Consider the following 19147-nt stretch of genomic DNA (forward strand, 5'->3'; position numbering starts at 1 on the left):
CAAACAGTCCCTATTTCACCGCAACTACGTTGGGGCGTGACCGAGGCACATAAATACGGTGCCGTTTGGAGGAACAGACCGGAAGCAAGGGGTCGATTCCTCCAGACGGCACCGCGTTTGTTTTGGCGCTCTGGATTATGTTAGGGCAAAGATTTAGCCGAAGAAAAAGCGGCTCGGGGGCGTGTCGCTTCCGTCACGTTCTATCAGCATACAAGACGGTTTCGGTTCTTGTCCGTGACGGAAACGGCACGCTTCCGAGCCGCTTCAAAAAAGAGGGCGCGGTCTAGGTCGCGCCCTCCACGATAGAGAGCTGGATTAGGCGCGGACCTTCTTGACGACGTCCATGGCCTCGCGAGCGATCTGCTCGACCTTGGAGAAGTCGCCGTCGGCGAACAGGGCCGGCTTGACCATCCAGGTGCCGCCGCAGGCGATGATGGCGGAGGAGCTCAGGTACTCCTCGACGTTAGCGGTGCTCACGCCGCCGGTGGGCATAAAGCGGTGACCGACAAACGGAGCGGCGAGGGCCTTGATGGTGTTGAGGCCGCCGTACTGGGCTGCCGGGAAGAACTTGGTGACCTTGAGGCCCAGGTTGACGGCAGCGGTGACCTCGGAGGGGGTCACGGTACCGGGCAGCACAGGCAGGTCGATATCGATGCAGTGCTTGACGACGTCCTCGTTGTAACCCGGGGAGACGATGAACTTGGCACCGGCGGCACGGGCCTGCTCAACCTGCTCGACAGTCAGGACGGTGCCGGCGCCCACGCACATCTCGGGCTCGGCCTCGGCCATAGCGGCGATGCACTCGGCAGCGCAAGCGGTGCGGAAGGTGACCTCGGCGGACTTCATGCCGGCGGCCATCAGGGCGTGGGCGAGCGGAGCGGCGTCCTCGACCTTGTCGAGCACGACGACCGGCACGATGCCCAGGGACTCAAGCGTGGTGTAGAACTGATTGAACATGATGTTCCTTTCGATGTGCGGCGCGCGAGTGCGCGTAATTGCTAAAGAAGATTGGCCATGGGCCGGTTCCGGATTGGTTATCGGAGGTACTGCTTGGGTCACAAGCAATTTCGGAACCGGCTACGAGGCCAGTCGTGAAGGAAATGCCAGGCGGAGCCGGAATGGGACTAAGTGGTTCTACCTGGCCGGGGAAAGCGGGGAGCGGGCTGCAGGGGTATGGGTATGGGAAACTGCAACCCGCGGAATGGGGAACGAATTAACGGGCGACGCGGGTGCCACCGTCGGCGGCGTTGGCCACGGCGGCGATCTCGTCGGCGGTCACCAGGTTGGAATCGCCCTTGATGGTGAGCTTGAGAATCGAGGCCGCAATGGCGTAGTTGACGGCGTCCTGCGGGTCGAAGTCGTTGATGAGGGCATGGACGAGGCCGGCGTTGAAAGCGTCGCCGGCGGCAACGCCCTCGAGCACGTGCACGTCGTGAGCAGGGGAGAACCAGTGCTCGCCGCTCTCGGCGTCATAGAGCATGCCCATCCAGATGGAGCGCTCGACGCAGGAGATGTTGCGGACGACCGAGGCGACCTTCTTGCAGCCGTACTCAGCGCAGATCTGACGGGCCATCTCGACGTAGGTGTCGCGCTCCTCGATGCCGTGGGCAAGGGAGCCGGAGACGCAGGTCATGCCGAGGCCGGCAGGTGCGTCCTCGTCGTTGGCGATGCAGATGTCGACGAGCGGCAGAAGCTCCTTCATGGTTGCCTGCGACTTCTCGGGCGACCACATCTTGCCGCGGTAGTTAACGTCGCACACGGTGGTGATGCCCTTGGCGCGGCAGGCGGTGAGAGCGTCCTTGCAGGCGGCGGCCATCTCGTCGGAGACGGCGGGCGTCACGCCAGAGAAATAGAAGACGTCGATGCCCTTGAGGATTTCGTCCCAGTCAAAGACGTCGCGCTTGGCCATGTTGATGGCCGAGTACTTGCGGTCGTAGACGCAGCCGTTGCCGCGCTGCGAGGCGCCGACCTCAAACACATAGGAGCCAAGACGGTCGCCCTGACGCACGACGCGCGTGGTGTCGACGTCGTAGACCTTCAGCGAGCGCAGAGCGCACTCGCCCAGGCGGTTGGCCGGAACGACGGAAACGTAAGCGGCCTTATCGCCCTGGTAGGACAGGGAAAGCGCGGTGTTTGCCTCGGCGCCGCCGTAGCGGACGTCGAACTCGGTGGCCTGCTCAATACGCAGGTGATCTTTGGGCGAGAGCCTCATCATGATCTCGCCGAAGGTAAGAACCGTTTTACCCATGGTCGCGTAGCTCCTTCTTGACTGTGCGTACACCTTTGATATGGCGTTGGCACGGAGGTGCCAAGACGGTAGGGTGCATCTTTGCACCTCCGTGCCAACGCTTACCGAAATCGGTTTACGAAATCGGTTTCGTTTCGAGTTGTAATATACTCACCTACAACGTATTGCAAGCGAGATTTTTAAAAAATGCTTAAATGGCTAAGATTGCCGACACATGGGAAACGGGGTGCGCTATGGCGCAGATGAGAATCAAAGACATTGCCGCCGAGGCGGGCGTGAGCCCGGCCACGGTTTCGCGCTATCTCAATAACCGCCCCGGGCAGATGACCGAGGAAACCCGTGCTCGCATCGCGGCGGTTATCGAGCGCACTGGCTATCGCCCACGTGCCGCCGCACGCAATCTACGCAGCTCACGCACCAACCTCATCGGCGTGATTCTGGCCGACATTGGCAACCCGTTCTCGAGCGCCATGCTCGAAGGGCTTTCCGCCAGCGCCGCCGCGCGCGGCAGCTCGCTCATGACGGCCATTAGCGGCAACGACCCCGCCAAGGAGGCAGAGTCGCTCACCAGACTTATCGATGCCGGCGTGGACGGCCTGATCGTCAACACCTGTGGTGGCAACGACAAAGCGATCGCCGCGGCCGCGGGGCGCCTGCCTGTCGTTCTGCTCGACCGCGATGTTGCCAATGGCGGCATCGATCTGGTGACCTCTAACAACCGCGAGTTGGTCGCCGGCCTGGTAGACGCCTTGGCTGCTGCGGGCAGCGAGCGCCTGTGCCTACTTACCGAGGCAAGCGACGACAGCCCCGTGCGTCGCGAGCGCGCCGAGGCCTTTGCCGACGAGCTCTCGCGCCGCGACCTTGCGGGCGAGGTCGTCACCCTGGCCGACGGCGGCGCCACGGGCGTCGGCCGCCTGGACGAGACTATTCGCGGCAACGCAGGCAAAAAACTCGGCCTTATTGCCGTCAACGGCTTGGTCTTTTTGCGTCTGACCGAGGCGCTGGCGCAGCTTGGCCCCTCGCTGCCGGCGGGTCTCAAGATCGCGACGTTTGACGATTACCCCTGGAACCATGTGCTCTTTGGCGGTGTGACCACGGCCGCGCAGGACACCCTCACCATTGCCGAGCGCGTAGTCGAGCGTTTGTCCGAGCGCATCGATGTGGTCACCACCACGGTGGGCGATGCCGCAAGGCTCGCCCCCAAACGTATCGAGATTCCCGGTCACATCGAACACCGTGCCTCGACCTCACGCTAGCCCCTCGTTCGCAACGGCCTGTTCGCACACGTTTTTTGAGCGCTTGATACGCTTTAACCCTGCGGAAACATTTTTCTGCGATAGTATCTGCGGTATAGACCAGTCGAAACCCGCCCGAAAGAAAGGGGAGCGACATGAACCAGCAGAACATCGATTACGTACTCCGCTCCGTAGAGCAGCGTGACATCCGCTTTGTGCGTCTGTGGTTTGTCGACATTCTCGGCCGCCTCAAGAACTTTGCCATCAGCCCCGAGGACCTCGAGGTCGCTTTTGAGGAGGGCATTGGCTTTGACGGCTCGGCCATCGAGGGCTTTGCCACGCCCGAGGAAGCCGACATGCTGGCGTTCCCTGATGCTTCGACCTTCCAGATCCTGCCGTGGCGTCCGAGCCATAACGGCGTTGCCCGCGTGTTCTGCGATGTGTGCACCCCCGACCGCAAGCCCTTCGCCGGCGATCCGCGCGATGCCCTGCGCCGCATGTTTCACAAGGCCGAGAAGACTGGCTATCTGCTCAACGTGGGTGCCGAGCTGGAGTATTACTACTTCCCCGACGAGCACACCCCCGAGCCGCTCGACAACGTGGGCTACTTCGATCTTTCGGTGAGCGATGCCGCTCGCGATCTGCGCCGCAACACGGTCCTTACGCTCGAGAAGATGTCCGTGCCCGTGGAGTACACCTTCCACGCCGCCGGTCGCTCACAGCACGGCATGAGCCTGCGCCACGCCGAGGCCCTGAGCATGTCTGACGCCATCACCACGGCCAAGCTCATCATTAAGCAGCAGGCTTACGAGAGCGGCTGCCACGCCTCCTTTATGCCCAAGCCGTTGGCGGGCGAGGACGGCAGCGCCATGTTTTTGCATCAGTCGCTGTTCGACCACGACGGCAACAACGTCTTTTGGGGCGAGGCCGACGAGAAGTACCACCTCTCCGATATTGCCAAGCATTACATGGCCGGCATCCTGGCGCACGCGCGCGAGATCAGCGCCATCACCAACCCCACCGTCAACTCGTACAAGCGCATCACCACGGGCGGCGACTCCGTGCCGCAGTACGCCACGTGGGGCTTGCGCAACCGCGCAAGCATGGTTCGCATCCCGGTCTACAAGCCCGGCAAGCAGCTGTCCACGCGCATCGAGCTTCGTAGCCCCGATCCCATGGCCAACCCGTATCTGGTCAACGCCGTCACGCTGGCGGCTGGTCTCGACGGCATTGAGCGCAAGCTGGAGCTCCCGCCCGAGGCCACGGCCGAGACGCTCAAGCTCAACGACCGCCAGATGCTCGAGGCCGGTTATACGCCGCTGCCGCGCTCGCTTAAAGAGGCACTCGACGTCTTTGAGGACTCGCAGTTTATGAAGGATGCCCTCGGCGAGCACATCCATAGCTTCTTCCTCAAAAAGAAGCGCGACGAGTGGCATAAGTTCGAATCCACGATCACCGAATGGGAGATCAAGCACTACCTGGCGAACTCCTAATCGCGCTGGCTTGTCCCAGTACGATTGAGCTCATTTTTATGGAGGCCGATATGTCCGAAAAGAGTGCCCTGTTCATGGCGCGCACGACGCGCTTCCACGAGTTTGCCCGCAGCTTGACGACCACCCTGGGTGTCGAGGTGAGCCTGGCCACCCCCGATTCGCCGACTGCGGCGCACGACTTTGACCTGCTGATCCTCGATTCTGATGGCATCCGCAGCGACCGCATCGATCAGATTGCCAAGTGGCTTGACGACCGCGGTGGCGTTCCCATGTTGGTGATCGTCGACGACGAGGCCCTTGGCACCCTGCGCCTGCCCAATCACGCACATGCCGACTTTGTATGCCCCACGGCGACGCCCAACGAGCTCAAGGCTCGTGCGCAGCGCCTGATGGGCGAGGAGGAGACCGTCACCGCCGACGATGTACTCAACATCGATAACCTCGAGATCAACCTGGCTACCTACCAGGTGACGCTCGATAACGAGCCCATCGACCTGACGCTGATGGAGTACTCGCTGCTGAGCTTTTTGGCCACGCACCCCAACCGCGCCTACAGCCGCGAGGTGCTGCTGCACCGCGTGTGGGGCTTTGAGTACTGCGGCGGTACGCGTACCGTCGACGTGCATATCCGACGCATCCGCTCCAAGGTGGGCCCGCAGATCGCGGCACACATCACCACCGTCCGCGGCGTGGGCTATCTGTTTAAGGACTAGATTTCCACCACAAAGGGGACAGGCGCCTTTGTGGTGGCTTTGCCACAGGTGGGGGTCCCTTTCGGGTCTGCAACAGAACTTAAACCTTCCTAAAAGATTTCGTTCTCATACACGTTCGCCCACATATTGGGGTACAACTCAACGTGAACAATGATGGCCCGCCACATGTTTGGCGGGCCTTTGGTTATTTGACGAAAGGATTGCAGCATGAACGAGAACGATCCCCAGCGTCCCCAGGATGCGGGCAACGCCGGCGAGACTCAGCAGCAGCCGCGCGTACAGGTGGAGTCGACGCCTGCCGACGGCAACAACATTCCCTACGTGCAGGCCTACGACACGCAGACCGGCAAGCCGCTGGGCGGCCAGCAGGTTGTAAACAAGCACACGGTGGTCAAGACCAAGACCAAAAAGCTGCCGATCTTTATTACGGCGCTTGCCGGTTGTGCCTGCGGAGCCTTGCTGGTCATCGCACTCATTATGAGTGGCACGCTCGATATTGGTGGCGGTAAGAATGCCGTGACGGCGGGTGCTTCGGGTTCATCGACGCAAAAGATCACCATCGACTCCGAGGACACCACGCTGGCCGAGGCCGTCTCTGCTAAGGCCCTGCCCTCCGTCGTTTCCATCGCCGCCACTTCGAGCGGTAGCCAGAATGGCTCGCTTTCGCAGTCTGCCGACGAGTCGGATAGCTCGGGCAGCGTCGGTTCGGGCGTGGTGCTCGATACCGAGGGCCACATCCTCACCAACAACCACGTGGTCGATGGTTACGACCAGTACGTGGTGACCATGGACGACGGCACCACCTATGAGGCCGAGTTCGTGGGCAACGATGCCTCGAGCGACCTCGCCGTCATCAAGCTCAAGGATGCCGATGCCTCCAAGCTCACCCCGATCGAGATCGGCGACTCCTCCAAGCTCAACGTGGGCGAGTGGGTCATGGCGATCGGTTCGCCGTTTGGCAACGAGCAGTCTGTCTCCACGGGTATCGTGTCGGCGCTGTATCGCTCCACGGCCATGAGCTCTACCAGCGGCAATACCATCTATGCCAACATGATTCAGACCGACGCCGCTATCAACCCGGGCAACTCCGGCGGCGCGCTCGTCAACGACAATGGTGAGCTTGTGGGTATCAACTCGCTCATCGAGAGCTATTCGGGCTCCAGCTCGGGCGTGGGCTTTGCCATTCCGGTCAACTATGCCAAGAACATTGCCGACCAGATCATCGACGGCAAGACGCCGGTGCATCCGTACATGGGCGCTACGCTTTCGAGCGTCAACGCGCTCAACGCCCGCACCAACAAGCTGAGCACCGATAGCGGCGCGTATGTGGCGAGCGTCGTTGAGGATGGTCCTGCTGCCAAGGCCGGCATTCAGGAGGGCGATGTCATCACCAAGCTGGGCGACGACGAGATCACGAGCGCCGATGGCCTGATCATCGCACTGCGCAGCCACGAGGTGGGCGAGAAGGTCGAGATCACGCTCATGCGCGGCAAGGAAGAGAAGAAGGTCACGGTTGAACTGGGCTCCGACGAGGAGCTGCAGAACCAGCAGCAGGACGACAGCGCGACCGACACCGGCAACGGCGGTATTACCGACGAACAGCTGCGCCAGTACCTGGAGGAGCTGCTAGGCCAGCAGGGCCAGGGCCAGGGCTACGGTCAGGGTTACTAACGAGCCACTCCACACATATCGAAGCCAGAGGGGGCTGTCCCGCCAACGCGGGGCAGCCCCCTCTTTTCGCGATGATCCCTTGGGGACGAGGAAAACGGATCACTTGTGGCTGGTAAGAGACTTGGTTCGGAATGGCCTGGACAGTTAGTTCAGATACGTATAAATCTGGGGCAGCTTGGGATGCGTTTTGAGCAATTTTTGATTGGGATGGGGCTTGAATGGGCGTTTGGGAGGGAGAGCGGGACGTTTACATGGTCTCAGGGAGCCCAAATTAGTTGAAACAGGGGTGTTCGTGCCTGATCCAGCTCTAGGATTTATACGTATCTGAACTAACTGTCCACCCCAGTCTGGCGGCTGCCGATTCGGTGCGGTTCGAGACCGCTATTCGGCCTCATTGCGACCGGTGGTACTCTAGTATCCGTTTGAAATCGAGCGAAGGAGTGCCGCTATGGAGCAATCGAGCCTGTTTGGTGACGGCGTGGACATCGATACCGAAACGCCCACGACCGCGGAAGCCACCGCACCGACCGATGTCCGTGCCCAGGCGGCAACGCGCGCGGCCGAGCTGCGCCACGAGCTCGACTACCATGCCTATCGCTACTACATGCTCGATGCGCCCGAGATCACGGACGCCGCCTTTGACAAAATGCTCGTTGAGCTGCAGGAGATCGAGGTGGCCTATCCTGACCTGGTGACGCCCGACAGCTATACCCAGCGCGTGGGCGGCTACGTGAGCGAGCAGTTTACGCCGGTAACGCACATGGCGCGCATGTATTCCATGGACGATGCCATGGATCTGGACGAGCTCGACGCATGGCTCCAACGCACCGAGGATGCGCTCGGTGCCGGCAGCGTCACCTATACCTGCGAGCTTAAGATCGACGGTCTGGGCGTGGCGCTTACCTATCAAAACGGCACCTTTGTGCGCGCGGCCACACGTGGCGATGGCACCACGGGCGAGGACGTATCGCTCAACGTCCGTACCATCAAGGATGTGCCCATGCACCTGTCCGAGCCGGCGCTCGCCCACATGGGCGCCGACCGCGAGCGCACCATTGAGGTACGCGGCGAGGTCTATATGCCCAAAGGCAGCTTTGTGCGTCTGAATGAAGAGGCCGATGCCGAGGGCCGCGACCCCTTCGCCAACCCGCGCAACGCCGCTGCAGGATCCTTGCGCCAAAAAGACCCCAAGGTCACGGCGCGTCGCGACTTGGCCACCTTTATCTATGCCATTGCCGATACCGACCCGTTGCACGTCCACAGCCAGCGCGAATTTCTCGACTGGCTGCGCAACGCCGGCTTTAGCGTCAACCCCAACGTGGCTCGTTGCGCCACGCCGGCCGAGGTCCACGAGTTCTGTGCCCAGGCGCTCGAGCACCGCGGCGACCTGGACTACGACATCGACGGCGTGGTCGTAAAGGTTGACAGCTTCCAGCAGCAGCTCGACCTAGGTTTTACCGCCCGCGCACCGCGCTGGGCCATTGCCTTTAAGTTCCCGCCCGAGGAAAAGCAGACCATCCTGCGCGAGATTCGAATCCAGGTTGGTCGCACCGGCGTACTCACGCCGGTCGCCGAGTTCAACCCGGTGACGGTCGCCGGTTCCACCATCGCGCGCGCCACGCTGCACAACATCGACGAGATCCGCCGCAAAAACGTGCGCGAGGGCGATACCATCATCGTGCACAAGGCGGGCGACGTGATTCCCGAGGTCGTGGGGCCGGTGCTCGACAAACGCCCGGCCGATTCGGTCGACTGGCACATGCCAGAGGTCTGTCCCGTGTGCGGCAGCCCCGTGGTCCACGAGGATGGCGAGGTGGCATATCGCTGCGTGTCCATCGACTGCCCAGCGCAGCTCAAGGAGCGCCTGCTCCACTGGGTGAGCCGCGGCTGCATGGACGTGGACGGCCTGGGCGACGAGATCGTCGACAAGATGATCGCTGCTGGCCTGATCCACGATGTCGCCGACTTCTACCAGCTCACGGTCGACGACATCGCCGGCCTAGACACGGGTCGCGTGTATGCCAGCTCCAACAGCAAAAAGGGCGTCAAGAAGGGTGACCCCATCCCGGTGGGCCTCAAGACGGCCGAGAAAATCATCGCCGAGCTCAACAAGTCCAAGAGCCAGCCGCTCGGTCGCGTACTGTTTGCCTTGGGTATCCGCCACGTGGGCAAGAGTGTGGGCGAGGTCATTGCCGAACGATTCCTGTCGATTGACAAGCTCATCTTGGCAAGCGAAGAGGACATCGCCGAGTGCGAGGGCATCGGTCCCAAGATTGCGGCAAGCGTCAAGCAGTTCCTGGCCGTGCCCGAGAACCTTGCCGTGCTGGAGCGCCTGCGCCAGGCGGGCCTGTCGCTCGAGGTCGACTTGGGCGCCGCGCACGCGCAGGCCGCAGCCGACGCTGGCGTGGCGGGTGAGCTTGCTGACGCACAGCCGCTTGCGGGTCTGACCTTCGTGCTCACCGGCACGCTCGTCAACCGCACCCGCGACGAGGCGGGCGCGGCGCTCAAGGTGCTCGGCGCCAAGGTTTCGGGCAGCGTGTCAAAGAAGACGAGCTATCTGGTCGCCGGCCCCAAAGCGGGCTCCAAGCTCACCAAAGCCGAGCAGCTGGGCGTGCCTGTATTGGATGAGGACGCACTCGAGCAGATTCTTGCGACTGGTGAGGTGCCCCAGGCTTAAGGCGCCGATAGCCAAATTAATCAAATTGAAGAGCCTCCCGGATGGCCCGATGCTATCCGGGAGGTTTTTATTCGGCCACGGCAACTGGCACCGTGATCTGCGTCACGTAGGTTGCTGGGTCGTCGCTGATAATGTCATCGATCAAGGCGATCTCGCGCGAGGAGCCGGCGGGTACTATGCCGTGCTCGTGCATATAGCCGAGCAACCGCTCGTAGCGTGGGGCTGCTTGCCCGTGCGTGCCGCGGAAGCTTATGGTCAGGCAGTGCGCGGCAGGTCGCGTCTCAACGTCACCCAAGTAATCATCGGTGTCATCGAGCATCAGAAAGACCTCGTCGTAGCCATCAAAATCACCGGCGGCGAGGCGCTCGGCGCCAATCCCGACGCCCAAGTTGCCCAGAAAGACAAAGGTCTCGTGCTGCCCCTTCTGCAGTTGACGAATCTGCCACTCCAGCGCATAGGCGTCGGTGGGGTTGACGCGTTCGCGCAGCACGGCGCAGCGAAGCTCGGGTGCATCGATTGCGCAAATGGTATCGAGCTCGGTGTTCAAGGCATCGTGAAGCAGGGTAAGCCGGTTGTCAATCTTGCGCGACACGCGCTCCAGTTCGCGGCGCTTGTGTTCGATGAGCTCCTGCTGCTGAGCCAGCTGCCGCTGCATAAGGTTCACATCGCGCGTGGTCACAAACTCACGGATTTGTGCGAGCGGCAAGTCGAGAACGCGCAGGTGGCTGATGGTGTTAAGGGTGGAGAGCTGCCGTGATCCGTAGTAGCGGTACCCGCTCGCCGGATCGATGTGCGCCGGGTCCAGCAAGCCCATCTGCTCGTAATGGCGCAGCGTGCCCACGCTCAGGTTAAACATGCGCGCCACTTCGCCAATGCGGAGCAAGCCCTCGATATGTTCAGTTGGCGTGTCGGTCATGGGACCGCTCCTTTCGGTGGGCGGGGGAACGCTGGGGCCATGCAGCGCGGCCGTCGTATGACACGAACGAGCCGCTACGCCATCAGCTTGTCAAAAGCTCCGCGACGGTTGAGTACGGTAAATGCCACCACGCAAATAATCACCGACAGAATCGACCCGCACGGCGAGGCGATGCCCATGGGGAACAGCGTGTCGGGATAGGCGTTCGACAGCAGCCACGCGCCGGGCACGCGAATGAGCACCACTGCCAGCACGTTGTGCGCAAAGCCGATGTAGCTCTTGCCATACGCAGCGAAAAAACCGCTAAAGCAAATGTGGATGCCGGCAAAGATCGCGTCAAAAATATAACTGCGCATATAGCCGGTGCCGGCCGCAACGACCGCGGCGTCCTTGGCAAAAAAGCCGAGAAACGCCGGTGCCACCAGCCACATCAGCACCGTGATCAGGCAGCCATATATCACCGAGATGGTCATGGCATCTTTGAGCACCTGACGCGCGCGGTCGCCCTTGCCCGCGCCGGCGTTTTGCGCCGTGAGCGCGCTGACGGTGGCGCCCATGGAACTCGGCACGATAAACAAAAAACTGATCATCTTTTCGACCAAGCCCACGGCGGCGGCGTCGACGAGCCCTCGGTGGTTAGCGATGACGGTGATGAACATAAACGCCACCTGGATGCAGCCGTCCTGCACGGCCACGGGCACGCCGATCTTAAGAATGCTGCTGAGCACCTCGGGCTGGGGACGCAGGTCGCTGCGCTTGAGGTGAATGTGCGTGCGGCGGCTCTTGAGCCACACGAGCGCGAGGGCAACGCTTGCCGTCTGGGCGGTTACCGTGCCGAGTGCCGCGCCCACGGGGCCGAGTCCCATGTGGCCGATAAACAAAAAATCGAGCGCGATGTTAATGATGCACGCCACGCCGATCACGTACATGGGCGAGCGCGAATCGCCCAGGCCGCGAAAGATGGCCGAGAGGATGTTGTACGCGGCGATAAACGGAATGCCGACAAAGCAGATGCGCAGGTAGGCAGCGGTGCCTTCGACCGCCTCGGCCGGCGTGCCAATGAGCGCCACGATCTGCGGGCACAACGCAAATAAGACGGCGGCCAGCACCACCGAGACGCCCATAAAGAGCGTGATGGTGTTGCCGATGGCGGCCTCGGCGCGGTCAAAGCGGCGCGAACCCACGGCGTGGCCGACGATGACTGTCGTTCCCATGGCCAGGCCCACGAGCGTCACGGTAATGATATAGAGCGTCTGCGCGCCATTGCCCACGGCGGTGATGCCGGCCGCGCCGCTAAACTGTCCCATCATGTACAGGTCGGCCATGCCGTAGAGCATCTGCAAAAAGTACGAGAGCATATAGGGCAGGGCAAAGACCGCAATGGTCTTAAGGACATTGCCGCGTGTGAGGTCGTGTTCCATGGGCGGGGCACTTTCTGGCTTGGGTCGTTTAGCTACCAGTGTAGTGAAAACCCTACAACTATTGTAGAGTCAAGGTTTGAGTTGAGGACCGGGCGAAAAAGTTGCGTGCGTAGGCATTTCCAATTGAATGCAGGTGCGTTGAACCATGTCGAGTTCGCGCTAGAAAACGCCATTCGCCCTGCGTCGTGTCGTACGCATGTCGACCTATTCTTCCCGTGCGGTACTATATTCCCTAAAGAATAAAGACCAGCGTGAGGGGAGGGCTGCGTGGACGGGCACGTGCAACATGACGGCTTTGGCCGCGATATCAACTACCTGCGCATTGCCGTTACCGACAAGGGCAATTTCCGCTGCATTTACTGCATGCCGGCCGAAGGCGTGGCGCCCCGCGTGCACGACGAGCTGCTCAGCGCCGAGGAAATCGCCCGCTTTGTGCGCCTGGTTGCGGGGGAGGGCATTCGCCGCGTGCGCCTGACGGGTGGCGAGCCGCTGGTCAGCCGCCGTATCATCCCGCTCATTCGCGACATCCGCGCGATTCCGCAGATCGAGGACATCTCGCTTACCACCAATGGCGCCCTGCTGCCCAAGTTGGCACCGCAGCTCAAAGATGCCGGGCTTAACCGCGTTAACATCTCGCTCGACACACTCGACTCCGCGCTGTTTGAAGAGATCACCCGCCTGGGCTGGCTCGAGCAGACCATGGCCGGCATCGACGCGGCGCTGGCCTGGGGCTTTGAGCCCGTCAAGGTCAACTGCGTTGTTGTGCGCAGGCTCAACCAAGATGTGGCGGCCCTCGCGCGCCTGACCGTCGACCGTCCCATTCACCTGCGCTTCATCGAATACATGCCCATCGGCGACGAGCGTACGAGCTCGCATTGCGCCGTGAACCCTCATGCGCCCACGCTCAATCCGGCGCTGTGGGATGCGAGCGACACCGTGCCGAGCGACGAGCTACGGGCGCGCGTCAATGCCGGGGCCGCCACGGTGGGCCTGGGCGAGCTCGAGCCGCTCGACATCACCGACGCTCCTGCCGGCACGGGTCCCGCGCGCTATTGGCGCTTTCCGGGTGCGGCGGGAACGGTCGGCTTTATCAGCGCCATGTCCAACCATTTTGCGCGAGCTGCAACCGCCTGCGCCTGACGGCCGACGGCAACGTGCGTCCGTGCCTGTTCGGCGATGCCGAGTATTCGGTGCGTGAGGCGCTGCGCCGTGGTGATGATATGCAGGTGCTTTCGATTTGGCGCGATGCCGTGGCCCACAAACCGCAGGAACACGCGATAATTGAGGGCACGCAACGATTTATGTCCCAAATCGGAGGAGGATCATATGGCCAAGAGCAGGTACGCCGATGCCACCAAGGCCGCTCGCAGGGCCGCGATGTCTGCCCACAAAGTCACGGCTGCGGCGAATGCTGGCAACGCCGACGCGACCGCACAGCCGTCTGCCGGCGCTGCTGCCGAGCCCGCTCGCGACGCCCGCCGCGACGAGCTAACGCATGTGGATGCCAAGGGCGAGGTTCGTATGGTCGACGTGTCCGACAAGGCCGAGACCCATCGCATCGCCATCGCCGAGGGCACCATCCTCATGCATCCCGAGACGCAGGCCATGGTGCTGCAGGATCGCGCCAAAAAGGGCGATGTGCTTGCCTGTGCGCGCGTAGCGGGCATCATGGCCATCAAGCGCACGAGTGACATCATCCCCATGTGCCATCCGCTGCTCGTTACCAAGAGTAAGTGCGATATCGAGCCTATCGCGCCGGCGGGGACGCCCGTCGAGGACGTGCCCGAGGGCTGGGCGCCGTCACGCGCAGACGGGCAGGTCGGCTTTCACGTGCTGGTCACAGCCGGTGTGACGGGCAAGACCGGTATTGAGATGGAGGCCCTGACTGGCGTGAGCGCCGCGTGCCTGACCATCTACGACATGTGCAAGGCCGTCGACCGCGGCATGGAGATCGTCGACGTACGCCTGCTGCACAAGGAAGGCGGCCACTCGGGCGTGTGGGATCGCGCCGAGCGTCAGGCCGCTGTTGTTGAGTCCGTGACCGCCGACGGTGCCGCACCCGCGAGCGCATCCGTTGCCATCGCGTCCGCAGTTCCGGCCCCGGCCGTCCCCGCGATCGCATTTATCGGCTACCAGAACTCGGGCAAGACCACGCTCGTCGAGAAGGTTATCGCCGAGCTCACCCGCCGCGGCCTGCGCGTGGGCTCGCTCAAGCATCACGGGCATCATGGCTTTGATATCGATGTTCCCGCTAAGGATACGTGGCGCCATCACCAGGCCGGATCCAAGCACGTGGGGCTCATCTGCGCCACGCGCTGGGCGGAGTATGCCGACACGCGCGAGGAGGACGAGATGCCCGCGCGCGAGCTGCTGTTGCGCTACGGCGATGTCGACGTGGTGATCATCGAGGGCTACAAGACCGAGGGCTTCGACAACATCGTGGTCGCGCGCTCCGGCGTCGATCGCCTGCGCGGCAAGAGCTCGCTCGACCTGGTCGACGGCCGCACGCTGGCGCTCGCCTGCAACGAGGCCCTGGCGCGTCAGGCCTTCGATGCGGGCTTTGCAACCCGAGCCATCAACATAAACGACGCCCGGGCCATCTGCGACCTCATCCAAGATCACCTTTAAGGCTTGACGCTGCGCCGGCCCCAAGCACCCCATCTCGCCCCTCAAGCCGTCGCTCGCGTACCAAAGTACGCGTCGCTCCTCTTTCGGGGCGACCTGGGGCACTTGGAACCGGCTCGCTGCGCTGCCATAACATGCCAAAAAGGGACAGGCATCTTTGTGGTGGTTTTTGCAAAAAAGCTTTGACTTAAAGTTAGCTCAAGGTGTCATAATCGCTGACAAACGATTGCGATCACGGAGGCCTCATGTCAAAACTGTACTTTATGCGTCACGGTCAAACGCTCTTTAACTTGCTTCGTCGCAAGCAGGGCTGGTGTGACTCGCCGCTCACCGAGCTGGGAATCGAGCAGGCTAAAACTGTCGGTGCGACCCTGCGAGGGCGTGGCCTTACGTTTGACCATGCGTACAGTTCGACGTCCGAGCGTGCGTGCGACACGCTTGAGCTTGCGTTCCCCGGTCAGCCTTACGAGCGCGTCAAGGGCCTTAAGGAGTGGAACTTTGGCAAATTTGAGGGCGCGAGCGAGGATTTGAATCCGCGCCTGCCGTACGGCGATTTTTACAAGCAGTATGACGGCGAGGGCGAAGTCGAGTTTCGCGAGCGTATGATGGCGACCATCACCGAGTTCATGCAGCGCCCTGGACATGAGAGCGTGTTGTGCGTGAGCCATGGCGCCGCAGCGGCTCAGGTCATGCGCGGCGTGGGCGTGGAGCCGCTCAAGATGAAGCACCGCATTGGCAACTGCTGTGTGCTCGAACTCGACTTTGATGCTACTACCGGCACATTTGCTCTTGCAGATTTGTACAACCCCTACGGCACCCCGCGCGAGTAACATCGGGGCATCAGCCAAAACCACCACAAAGGGGCCAGGCACCTTTGTGGTGGTTTTGCCGTTTACAGGCGATTTCCTACCGTTCAGCGGACTTTCGCACCAATGGGGCTTACGCTGCATGCAAGTTTCATCCTACAATCGCCCACGTGCTCACAAGTTTGTTACTCCTCGGGAGGCATCACTTGCGCATAATAGAAGACGAGGAATATCGCCCCGTCGTCTAGCGCCGATGTCCGAGGAGTTTTTTCATGCTCATTTTAAAGAAGATCAACAATAACGTTGCTCTCGCCGCCAGCGATGACGGCCGAGAGGTTGTTGTCTTTGGCAAGGGCATCGGTTTTCACGAGATGCCCTACGAGCTTGCCGATGAGTCGCTCATCCAGCGCAAATTCTATAACGTTCCCGAGAGCCTGCAGGATATGGTCGGCACACTTCCCGACGACGTTCTGCTCGCGGCAAGCGACATTGCCTGCTTCGCATCCCAGCAGCTTGGTTGCAAGCTGTCCGGTGGCCTGCCCTTTATCCTGGCAGATCACCTGCAGTTTGCCGTTCAGCGCGACGACGACCAGATCAGCGCTCCCAACCCGCTCGAGCATGAGGTGGCTTTCATCTACCCGCGTGAGCTCGAAATCGGTCAGGCCGCGCTCGCCATCGTGCAAAAGCACACCGGCGCCAAGCTGGGTCAGAACGAGGCCACGAGCATCGCGCTCCACATCGTTAACGCCGAGGTCGACGGCATGGGCCGCGCCAAGGACATGGACTTCATCATGAAGAGCACCCGCGTGCTTGACGAGGTAACCCATTCCGTGGAAAAGCAGCTCGGCTGCTCGCTCGACACGGCGTCGTACTGCTACATTCGCTTTCTTGCGCACCTGCGCTTTTTGGTTCGCCGCCTTGTTAAGGGCAGCTGCACGCAGACCGAGAACTCCTCACTGTTTATGCAGGCCGCCCGCGATTTTCCCGAGGCCTACCAGTGTGCGTACGCCATCAACCGCGTGTTCGAGAAAGAGTTCAAGCAGAGCTGCTCGGACGAGGAGCTCTTGTATCTGATGATGCATATCAACCGTCTGCGATCGGCTTCGCAGACCGAGTGAGTAAAGCCGCCAGCCCGGCGGCAATCGCAACAATTCTTTTTGGTTTCTAACTGCGGGCAAGGTACCGGCTCGCGGTAGGGGATATTTTTGTCGAAATTTGGAAAAGAGAGGACAGATCATGGCAGGTAAATATGACGATCTTGCTGCCCAGATCGTAGAGCTGGTTGGCGGCAAGTCCAACGTCAAATGCGTCGCACACTGCATTACCCGTGTTCGTTTTAAGCTCAAGGACGAGTCGAAGGCCAATGACGAGGCAATCTCCGAGCTGCCCAACGTCATCAAGGTCATGCACGCCAACGGCCAGTACCAGGTTGTTGTGGGCAACATCGTCGAGGACGTCTACGACGCCGTTCTCAAGGCCGGCGGTTTTAGCGACGGCGGCGCCGTCGACGCCGATGACGACGATGCCGCTCCCAAGGGCGTTACCGATGTGATCATCGACCTCATCTCGGGCATCTTCGCCCCCATGCTCGGCACCTTCGCCGCTGCCGGTATCATGAAGGGCCTGCTGGCGCTCGCTACCTTCCTGGTCCCGAGCTTTGCCAACGACGGCGCCTACACGCTGCTCTACACCGTCGCTGACGGCATGTTCTACTTCCTGCCCGTGGTGCTTGGCTTTACCGCGGCCAAGAAGTTCAAGATGAGCGAGTTCAACGGCATGGCCATCGCCTTTGCCCTGGTGTATCCCACCATGGTTGCCCTGACCTCGGGCGAGGTTGTCGGCTCCGTCGAGCTCGGCTTTGCTGGCACCTTCTCTTGGTACACCACGTTCCTGGGCCTGCCGCTCATCATGCCTGCCTCGGGTTACACCAGCTCCGTTATCCCCATCCTGCTCATGGTCTGGTTTGGCTCCACCCTCGAGCACTGGGTTAAGAAGTGGATGCCCGCTTCTATGAAGATGTTCTTCACCCCGCTGATCGTCGTCACCGTTACCGTCACCCTTGGCTATCTGGTCATTGGCCCCATCGCCACGCTCATCACCAACCTGCTTGGTGAGTTCTTCGCGCTGCTGTTTGGCCTGCCCATGATCGGCTCCCTCCTGGGCTGCACCCTCGTCGGTGCCTTCTGGATGTGCCTGGTCATCTTTGGCTTCCACTGGTCGCTCGTGCCCATCGCGCTGGTCAACCTGTCCACTCTGGGCCACGACTACATCCTGGGCTCCGTTATCGCCCACTCCTTCTCGCTGGGCGCCGTGCTCTTCGCCATGTATCTCAAGAACAAGGACGAGAAGTTCCGCGGTATCGCGCTGCCGGCCATGATCTCCGCCTTCTTCTTTGGTGTCACCGAGCCCGCTATCTACGGTGTCGCCCTGCCCGATAAGAAGGCCTTCATCAACGCCAGCATCGGTTCTGCTGTGGGCGGCCTCATCATTGGTCTCTCCGGCGCCGTGGTGTACATGTCCGGTGGTCTGGGCGTCTTCAACTGGCTGTCCTTCATCGACCCCTCCGGTGTTAACGGCATCAACCACATGATCTGGGCTATCGTTGCCTCTTTCGTGGGTGCCGCCGTGGGCTTTGCGATCGAGTTTGCCACCTACAAGCCCGAGGCTGCCAAGTAGCCCAAACGACAAAGACTCGGTACCAAGCCGGCGGGGGGGGGGAGCGCCCCGCCGGTTTTTTTCAAAGGGGCTAGATGCCATGCGCTCGTCCGAGCGACTGCCCAAAATCAAAACCATGCCGGATTACGGGGCTGAAACGGTGAGTGCTGACCATACCCCGTTTTTCCGTAAACTGACAAGCCTCCTACCTGCGGTTTTGTCCTTGCCGTTTCTGGCATGCTCAAGGGGCACTGGTTCTGCCCCGTAAACCGGCATGGTTTTGAACCTGCCAATAAGGGACAGGTTTATTTTGGTCGGTTTTATCTGGGCAAACGTCGTCTCCGTCAGCTCCGTCCGCATATCTTAAGCCGGCATAGTTTCGATGGGTCGGTCCGTGCGCGTCCCGCAACATGCCTCGCCACGAAACCGGCCTATCTACTACGTTTAAGTGGTAGGGGCCAACCACACGGTGGTTTTTCGAAAACCGCCAAGCCGTCTACCTGCGGTTTTATTTTTGACAATTGCGGCGTGGTCGGGGGTTCACGACTAAACGTAGTAGATGGGCCGGTTTCGTGGCGGCCGACTCAACGCGAACTCCGATCGGGACGCAAATTACCTCGTGGACGCCGCTTCGGCGTCCACGCAACATCCCAACACGTACGAAAGGAGCCAACATGGCTTTTCCCG

The 19147-nt window shown here is 61.3% G+C and carries 14 protein-coding genes and 1 pseudogene; 11 read left to right on the forward strand and 4 right to left on the reverse strand.

Features of this window, described 5'->3' with window-relative positions:
- Positions 1 to 315 precede the first annotated feature (315 nt).
- The gene (eda, locus tag DXB98_RS03785) at positions 316 to 957 is read right to left on the reverse strand and encodes a bifunctional 4-hydroxy-2-oxoglutarate aldolase/2-dehydro-3-deoxy-phosphogluconate aldolase (protein ID WP_117743208.1); all 642 of its coding nucleotides are present in this window, start codon (positions 955 to 957) and stop codon (positions 316 to 318) included.
- Positions 958 to 1213: 256 nt separating this feature from the next.
- Positions 1214 to 2248 carry a sugar kinase gene (locus DXB98_RS03790; RefSeq protein WP_117743209.1) on the reverse strand — a complete coding sequence of 345 codons (1035 nt, stop codon included), beginning with the start codon at positions 2246 to 2248 and terminating at the stop codon, positions 1214 to 1216.
- Positions 2249 to 2481: 233 nt separating this feature from the next.
- Here DXB98_RS03790 and DXB98_RS03795 point away from each other — a divergent pair, with 233 nt between their 5' ends.
- From DXB98_RS03795 to ligA, 5 genes are all read left to right on the forward strand, one after another.
- Complete coding sequence (locus DXB98_RS03795) at positions 2482 to 3504, forward strand: LacI family DNA-binding transcriptional regulator (RefSeq protein WP_158553139.1); 1023 nt, start codon at positions 2482 to 2484, stop codon at positions 3502 to 3504.
- A 134-nt stretch (positions 3505 to 3638) separates the two neighbouring features.
- Positions 3639 to 4976, forward strand: a complete 1338-nt coding sequence (locus DXB98_RS03800; RefSeq protein WP_117743211.1) for a glutamine synthetase family protein — start codon at positions 3639 to 3641, stop codon at positions 4974 to 4976.
- Between the two features lie 50 nt (positions 4977 to 5026).
- Positions 5027 to 5689: a response regulator transcription factor gene (locus DXB98_RS03805; RefSeq protein ID WP_006234733.1), complete on the forward strand. Its 663-nt coding sequence runs from the start codon at positions 5027 to 5029 to the stop codon at positions 5687 to 5689.
- A gap of 207 nt (positions 5690 to 5896) precedes the next feature.
- Positions 5897 to 7360, forward strand: a complete 1464-nt coding sequence (locus DXB98_RS03810; RefSeq protein ID WP_117743212.1) for a S1C family serine protease — start codon at positions 5897 to 5899, stop codon at positions 7358 to 7360.
- Positions 7361 to 7808: 448 nt separating this feature from the next.
- Positions 7809 to 10037 carry an NAD-dependent DNA ligase LigA gene (ligA, locus tag DXB98_RS03815; protein ID WP_117743213.1) on the forward strand — a complete coding sequence of 743 codons (2229 nt, stop codon included), beginning with the start codon at positions 7809 to 7811 and terminating at the stop codon, positions 10035 to 10037.
- Between the two features lie 67 nt (positions 10038 to 10104).
- Here the strand turns inward: ligA and DXB98_RS03820 are convergent, their stop codons facing one another.
- Positions 10105 to 10953, reverse strand: coding sequence for a MerR family transcriptional regulator (locus DXB98_RS03820; protein WP_117743214.1), 849 nt, complete (start codon positions 10951 to 10953; stop codon positions 10105 to 10107).
- Between the two features lie 74 nt (positions 10954 to 11027).
- The gene (locus DXB98_RS03825) at positions 11028 to 12374 is read right to left on the reverse strand and encodes an MATE family efflux transporter (protein WP_117743215.1); all 1347 of its coding nucleotides are present in this window, start codon (positions 12372 to 12374) and stop codon (positions 11028 to 11030) included.
- Positions 12375 to 12641: 267 nt separating this feature from the next.
- Here DXB98_RS03825 and DXB98_RS03830 point away from each other — a divergent pair, with 267 nt between their 5' ends.
- The 6 genes and pseudogenes from DXB98_RS03830 to DXB98_RS03850 all read left to right on the forward strand — a co-directional run bounded on the left by DXB98_RS03830 (position 12642) and on the right by DXB98_RS03850 (position 18481).
- Positions 12642 to 13514, forward strand: a complete 873-nt coding sequence (locus DXB98_RS03830; protein WP_233505078.1) for a GTP 3',8-cyclase MoaA — start codon at positions 12642 to 12644, stop codon at positions 13512 to 13514.
- A pseudogene (locus tag DXB98_RS10370) lies at positions 13511 to 13591 on the forward strand (hypothetical protein); the annotation flags it as partial. The gene DXB98_RS03830 and the pseudogene DXB98_RS10370, both read left to right, overlap by 4 nt.
- Before the next feature lie 109 nt (positions 13592 to 13700).
- Positions 13701 to 15002, forward strand: coding sequence for a molybdopterin-guanine dinucleotide biosynthesis protein B (mobB, locus tag DXB98_RS10545; protein ID WP_117743216.1), 1302 nt, complete (start codon positions 13701 to 13703; stop codon positions 15000 to 15002).
- Between the two features lie 242 nt (positions 15003 to 15244).
- Positions 15245 to 15829, forward strand: a complete 585-nt coding sequence (locus DXB98_RS03840; protein ID WP_117563640.1) for a histidine phosphatase family protein — start codon at positions 15245 to 15247, stop codon at positions 15827 to 15829.
- Positions 15830 to 16077: 248 nt separating this feature from the next.
- Complete coding sequence (locus DXB98_RS03845; RefSeq protein ID WP_117563639.1) at positions 16078 to 16923, forward strand: PRD domain-containing protein; 846 nt, start codon at positions 16078 to 16080, stop codon at positions 16921 to 16923.
- Positions 16924 to 17041: 118 nt separating this feature from the next.
- A complete protein-coding gene (locus tag DXB98_RS03850) occupies positions 17042 to 18481 on the forward strand; it encodes a PTS transporter subunit EIIC (protein ID WP_117635881.1) in 1440 nt (479 codons plus the stop codon).
- Positions 18482 to 19147: the final 666 nt, after the last annotated feature.

The sequence above is a fragment of the Collinsella sp. OM07-12 genome, from assembly GCF_003438275.1.
Taxonomy (GTDB): domain Bacteria; phylum Actinomycetota; class Coriobacteriia; order Coriobacteriales; family Coriobacteriaceae; genus Collinsella.

What these genes read in the sequence shown, in the direction of transcription:
- DXB98_RS03810 (WP_117743212.1), top strand. Translation starts at nt 5,897, where the DNA reads ATGAACGAGAACGATCCCCAGCGTCCCCAGGATGCGGGCAACGCCGGC.
- DXB98_RS03800 (WP_117743211.1), top strand. Translation starts at nt 3,639, where the DNA reads ATGAACCAGCAGAACATCGATTACGTACTCCGCTCCGTAGAGCAGCGT.
- DXB98_RS03790 (WP_117743209.1), bottom strand. Translation starts at nt 2,248, where the DNA reads ATGGGTAAAACGGTTCTTACCTTCGGCGAGATCATGATGAGGCTCTCG.
- eda (WP_117743208.1), bottom strand. Translation starts at nt 957, where the DNA reads ATGTTCAATCAGTTCTACACCACGCTTGAGTCCCTGGGCATCGTGCCG.
- DXB98_RS03820 (WP_117743214.1), bottom strand. Translation starts at nt 10,953, where the DNA reads ATGACCGACACGCCAACTGAACATATCGAGGGCTTGCTCCGCATTGGC.
- mobB (WP_117743216.1), top strand. Translation starts at nt 13,701, where the DNA reads ATGGCCAAGAGCAGGTACGCCGATGCCACCAAGGCCGCTCGCAGGGCC.
- DXB98_RS03850 (WP_117635881.1), top strand. Translation starts at nt 17,042, where the DNA reads ATGGCAGGTAAATATGACGATCTTGCTGCCCAGATCGTAGAGCTGGTT.
- DXB98_RS03825 (WP_117743215.1), bottom strand. Translation starts at nt 12,374, where the DNA reads ATGGAACACGACCTCACACGCGGCAATGTCCTTAAGACCATTGCGGTC.
- ligA (WP_117743213.1), top strand. Translation starts at nt 7,809, where the DNA reads ATGGAGCAATCGAGCCTGTTTGGTGACGGCGTGGACATCGATACCGAA.
- DXB98_RS03795 (WP_158553139.1), top strand. Translation starts at nt 2,482, where the DNA reads ATGGCGCAGATGAGAATCAAAGACATTGCCGCCGAGGCGGGCGTGAGC.
- DXB98_RS03805 (WP_006234733.1), top strand. Translation starts at nt 5,027, where the DNA reads ATGTCCGAAAAGAGTGCCCTGTTCATGGCGCGCACGACGCGCTTCCAC.
- DXB98_RS03845 (WP_117563639.1), top strand. Translation starts at nt 16,078, where the DNA reads ATGCTCATTTTAAAGAAGATCAACAATAACGTTGCTCTCGCCGCCAGC.
- DXB98_RS03840 (WP_117563640.1), top strand. Translation starts at nt 15,245, where the DNA reads ATGTCAAAACTGTACTTTATGCGTCACGGTCAAACGCTCTTTAACTTG.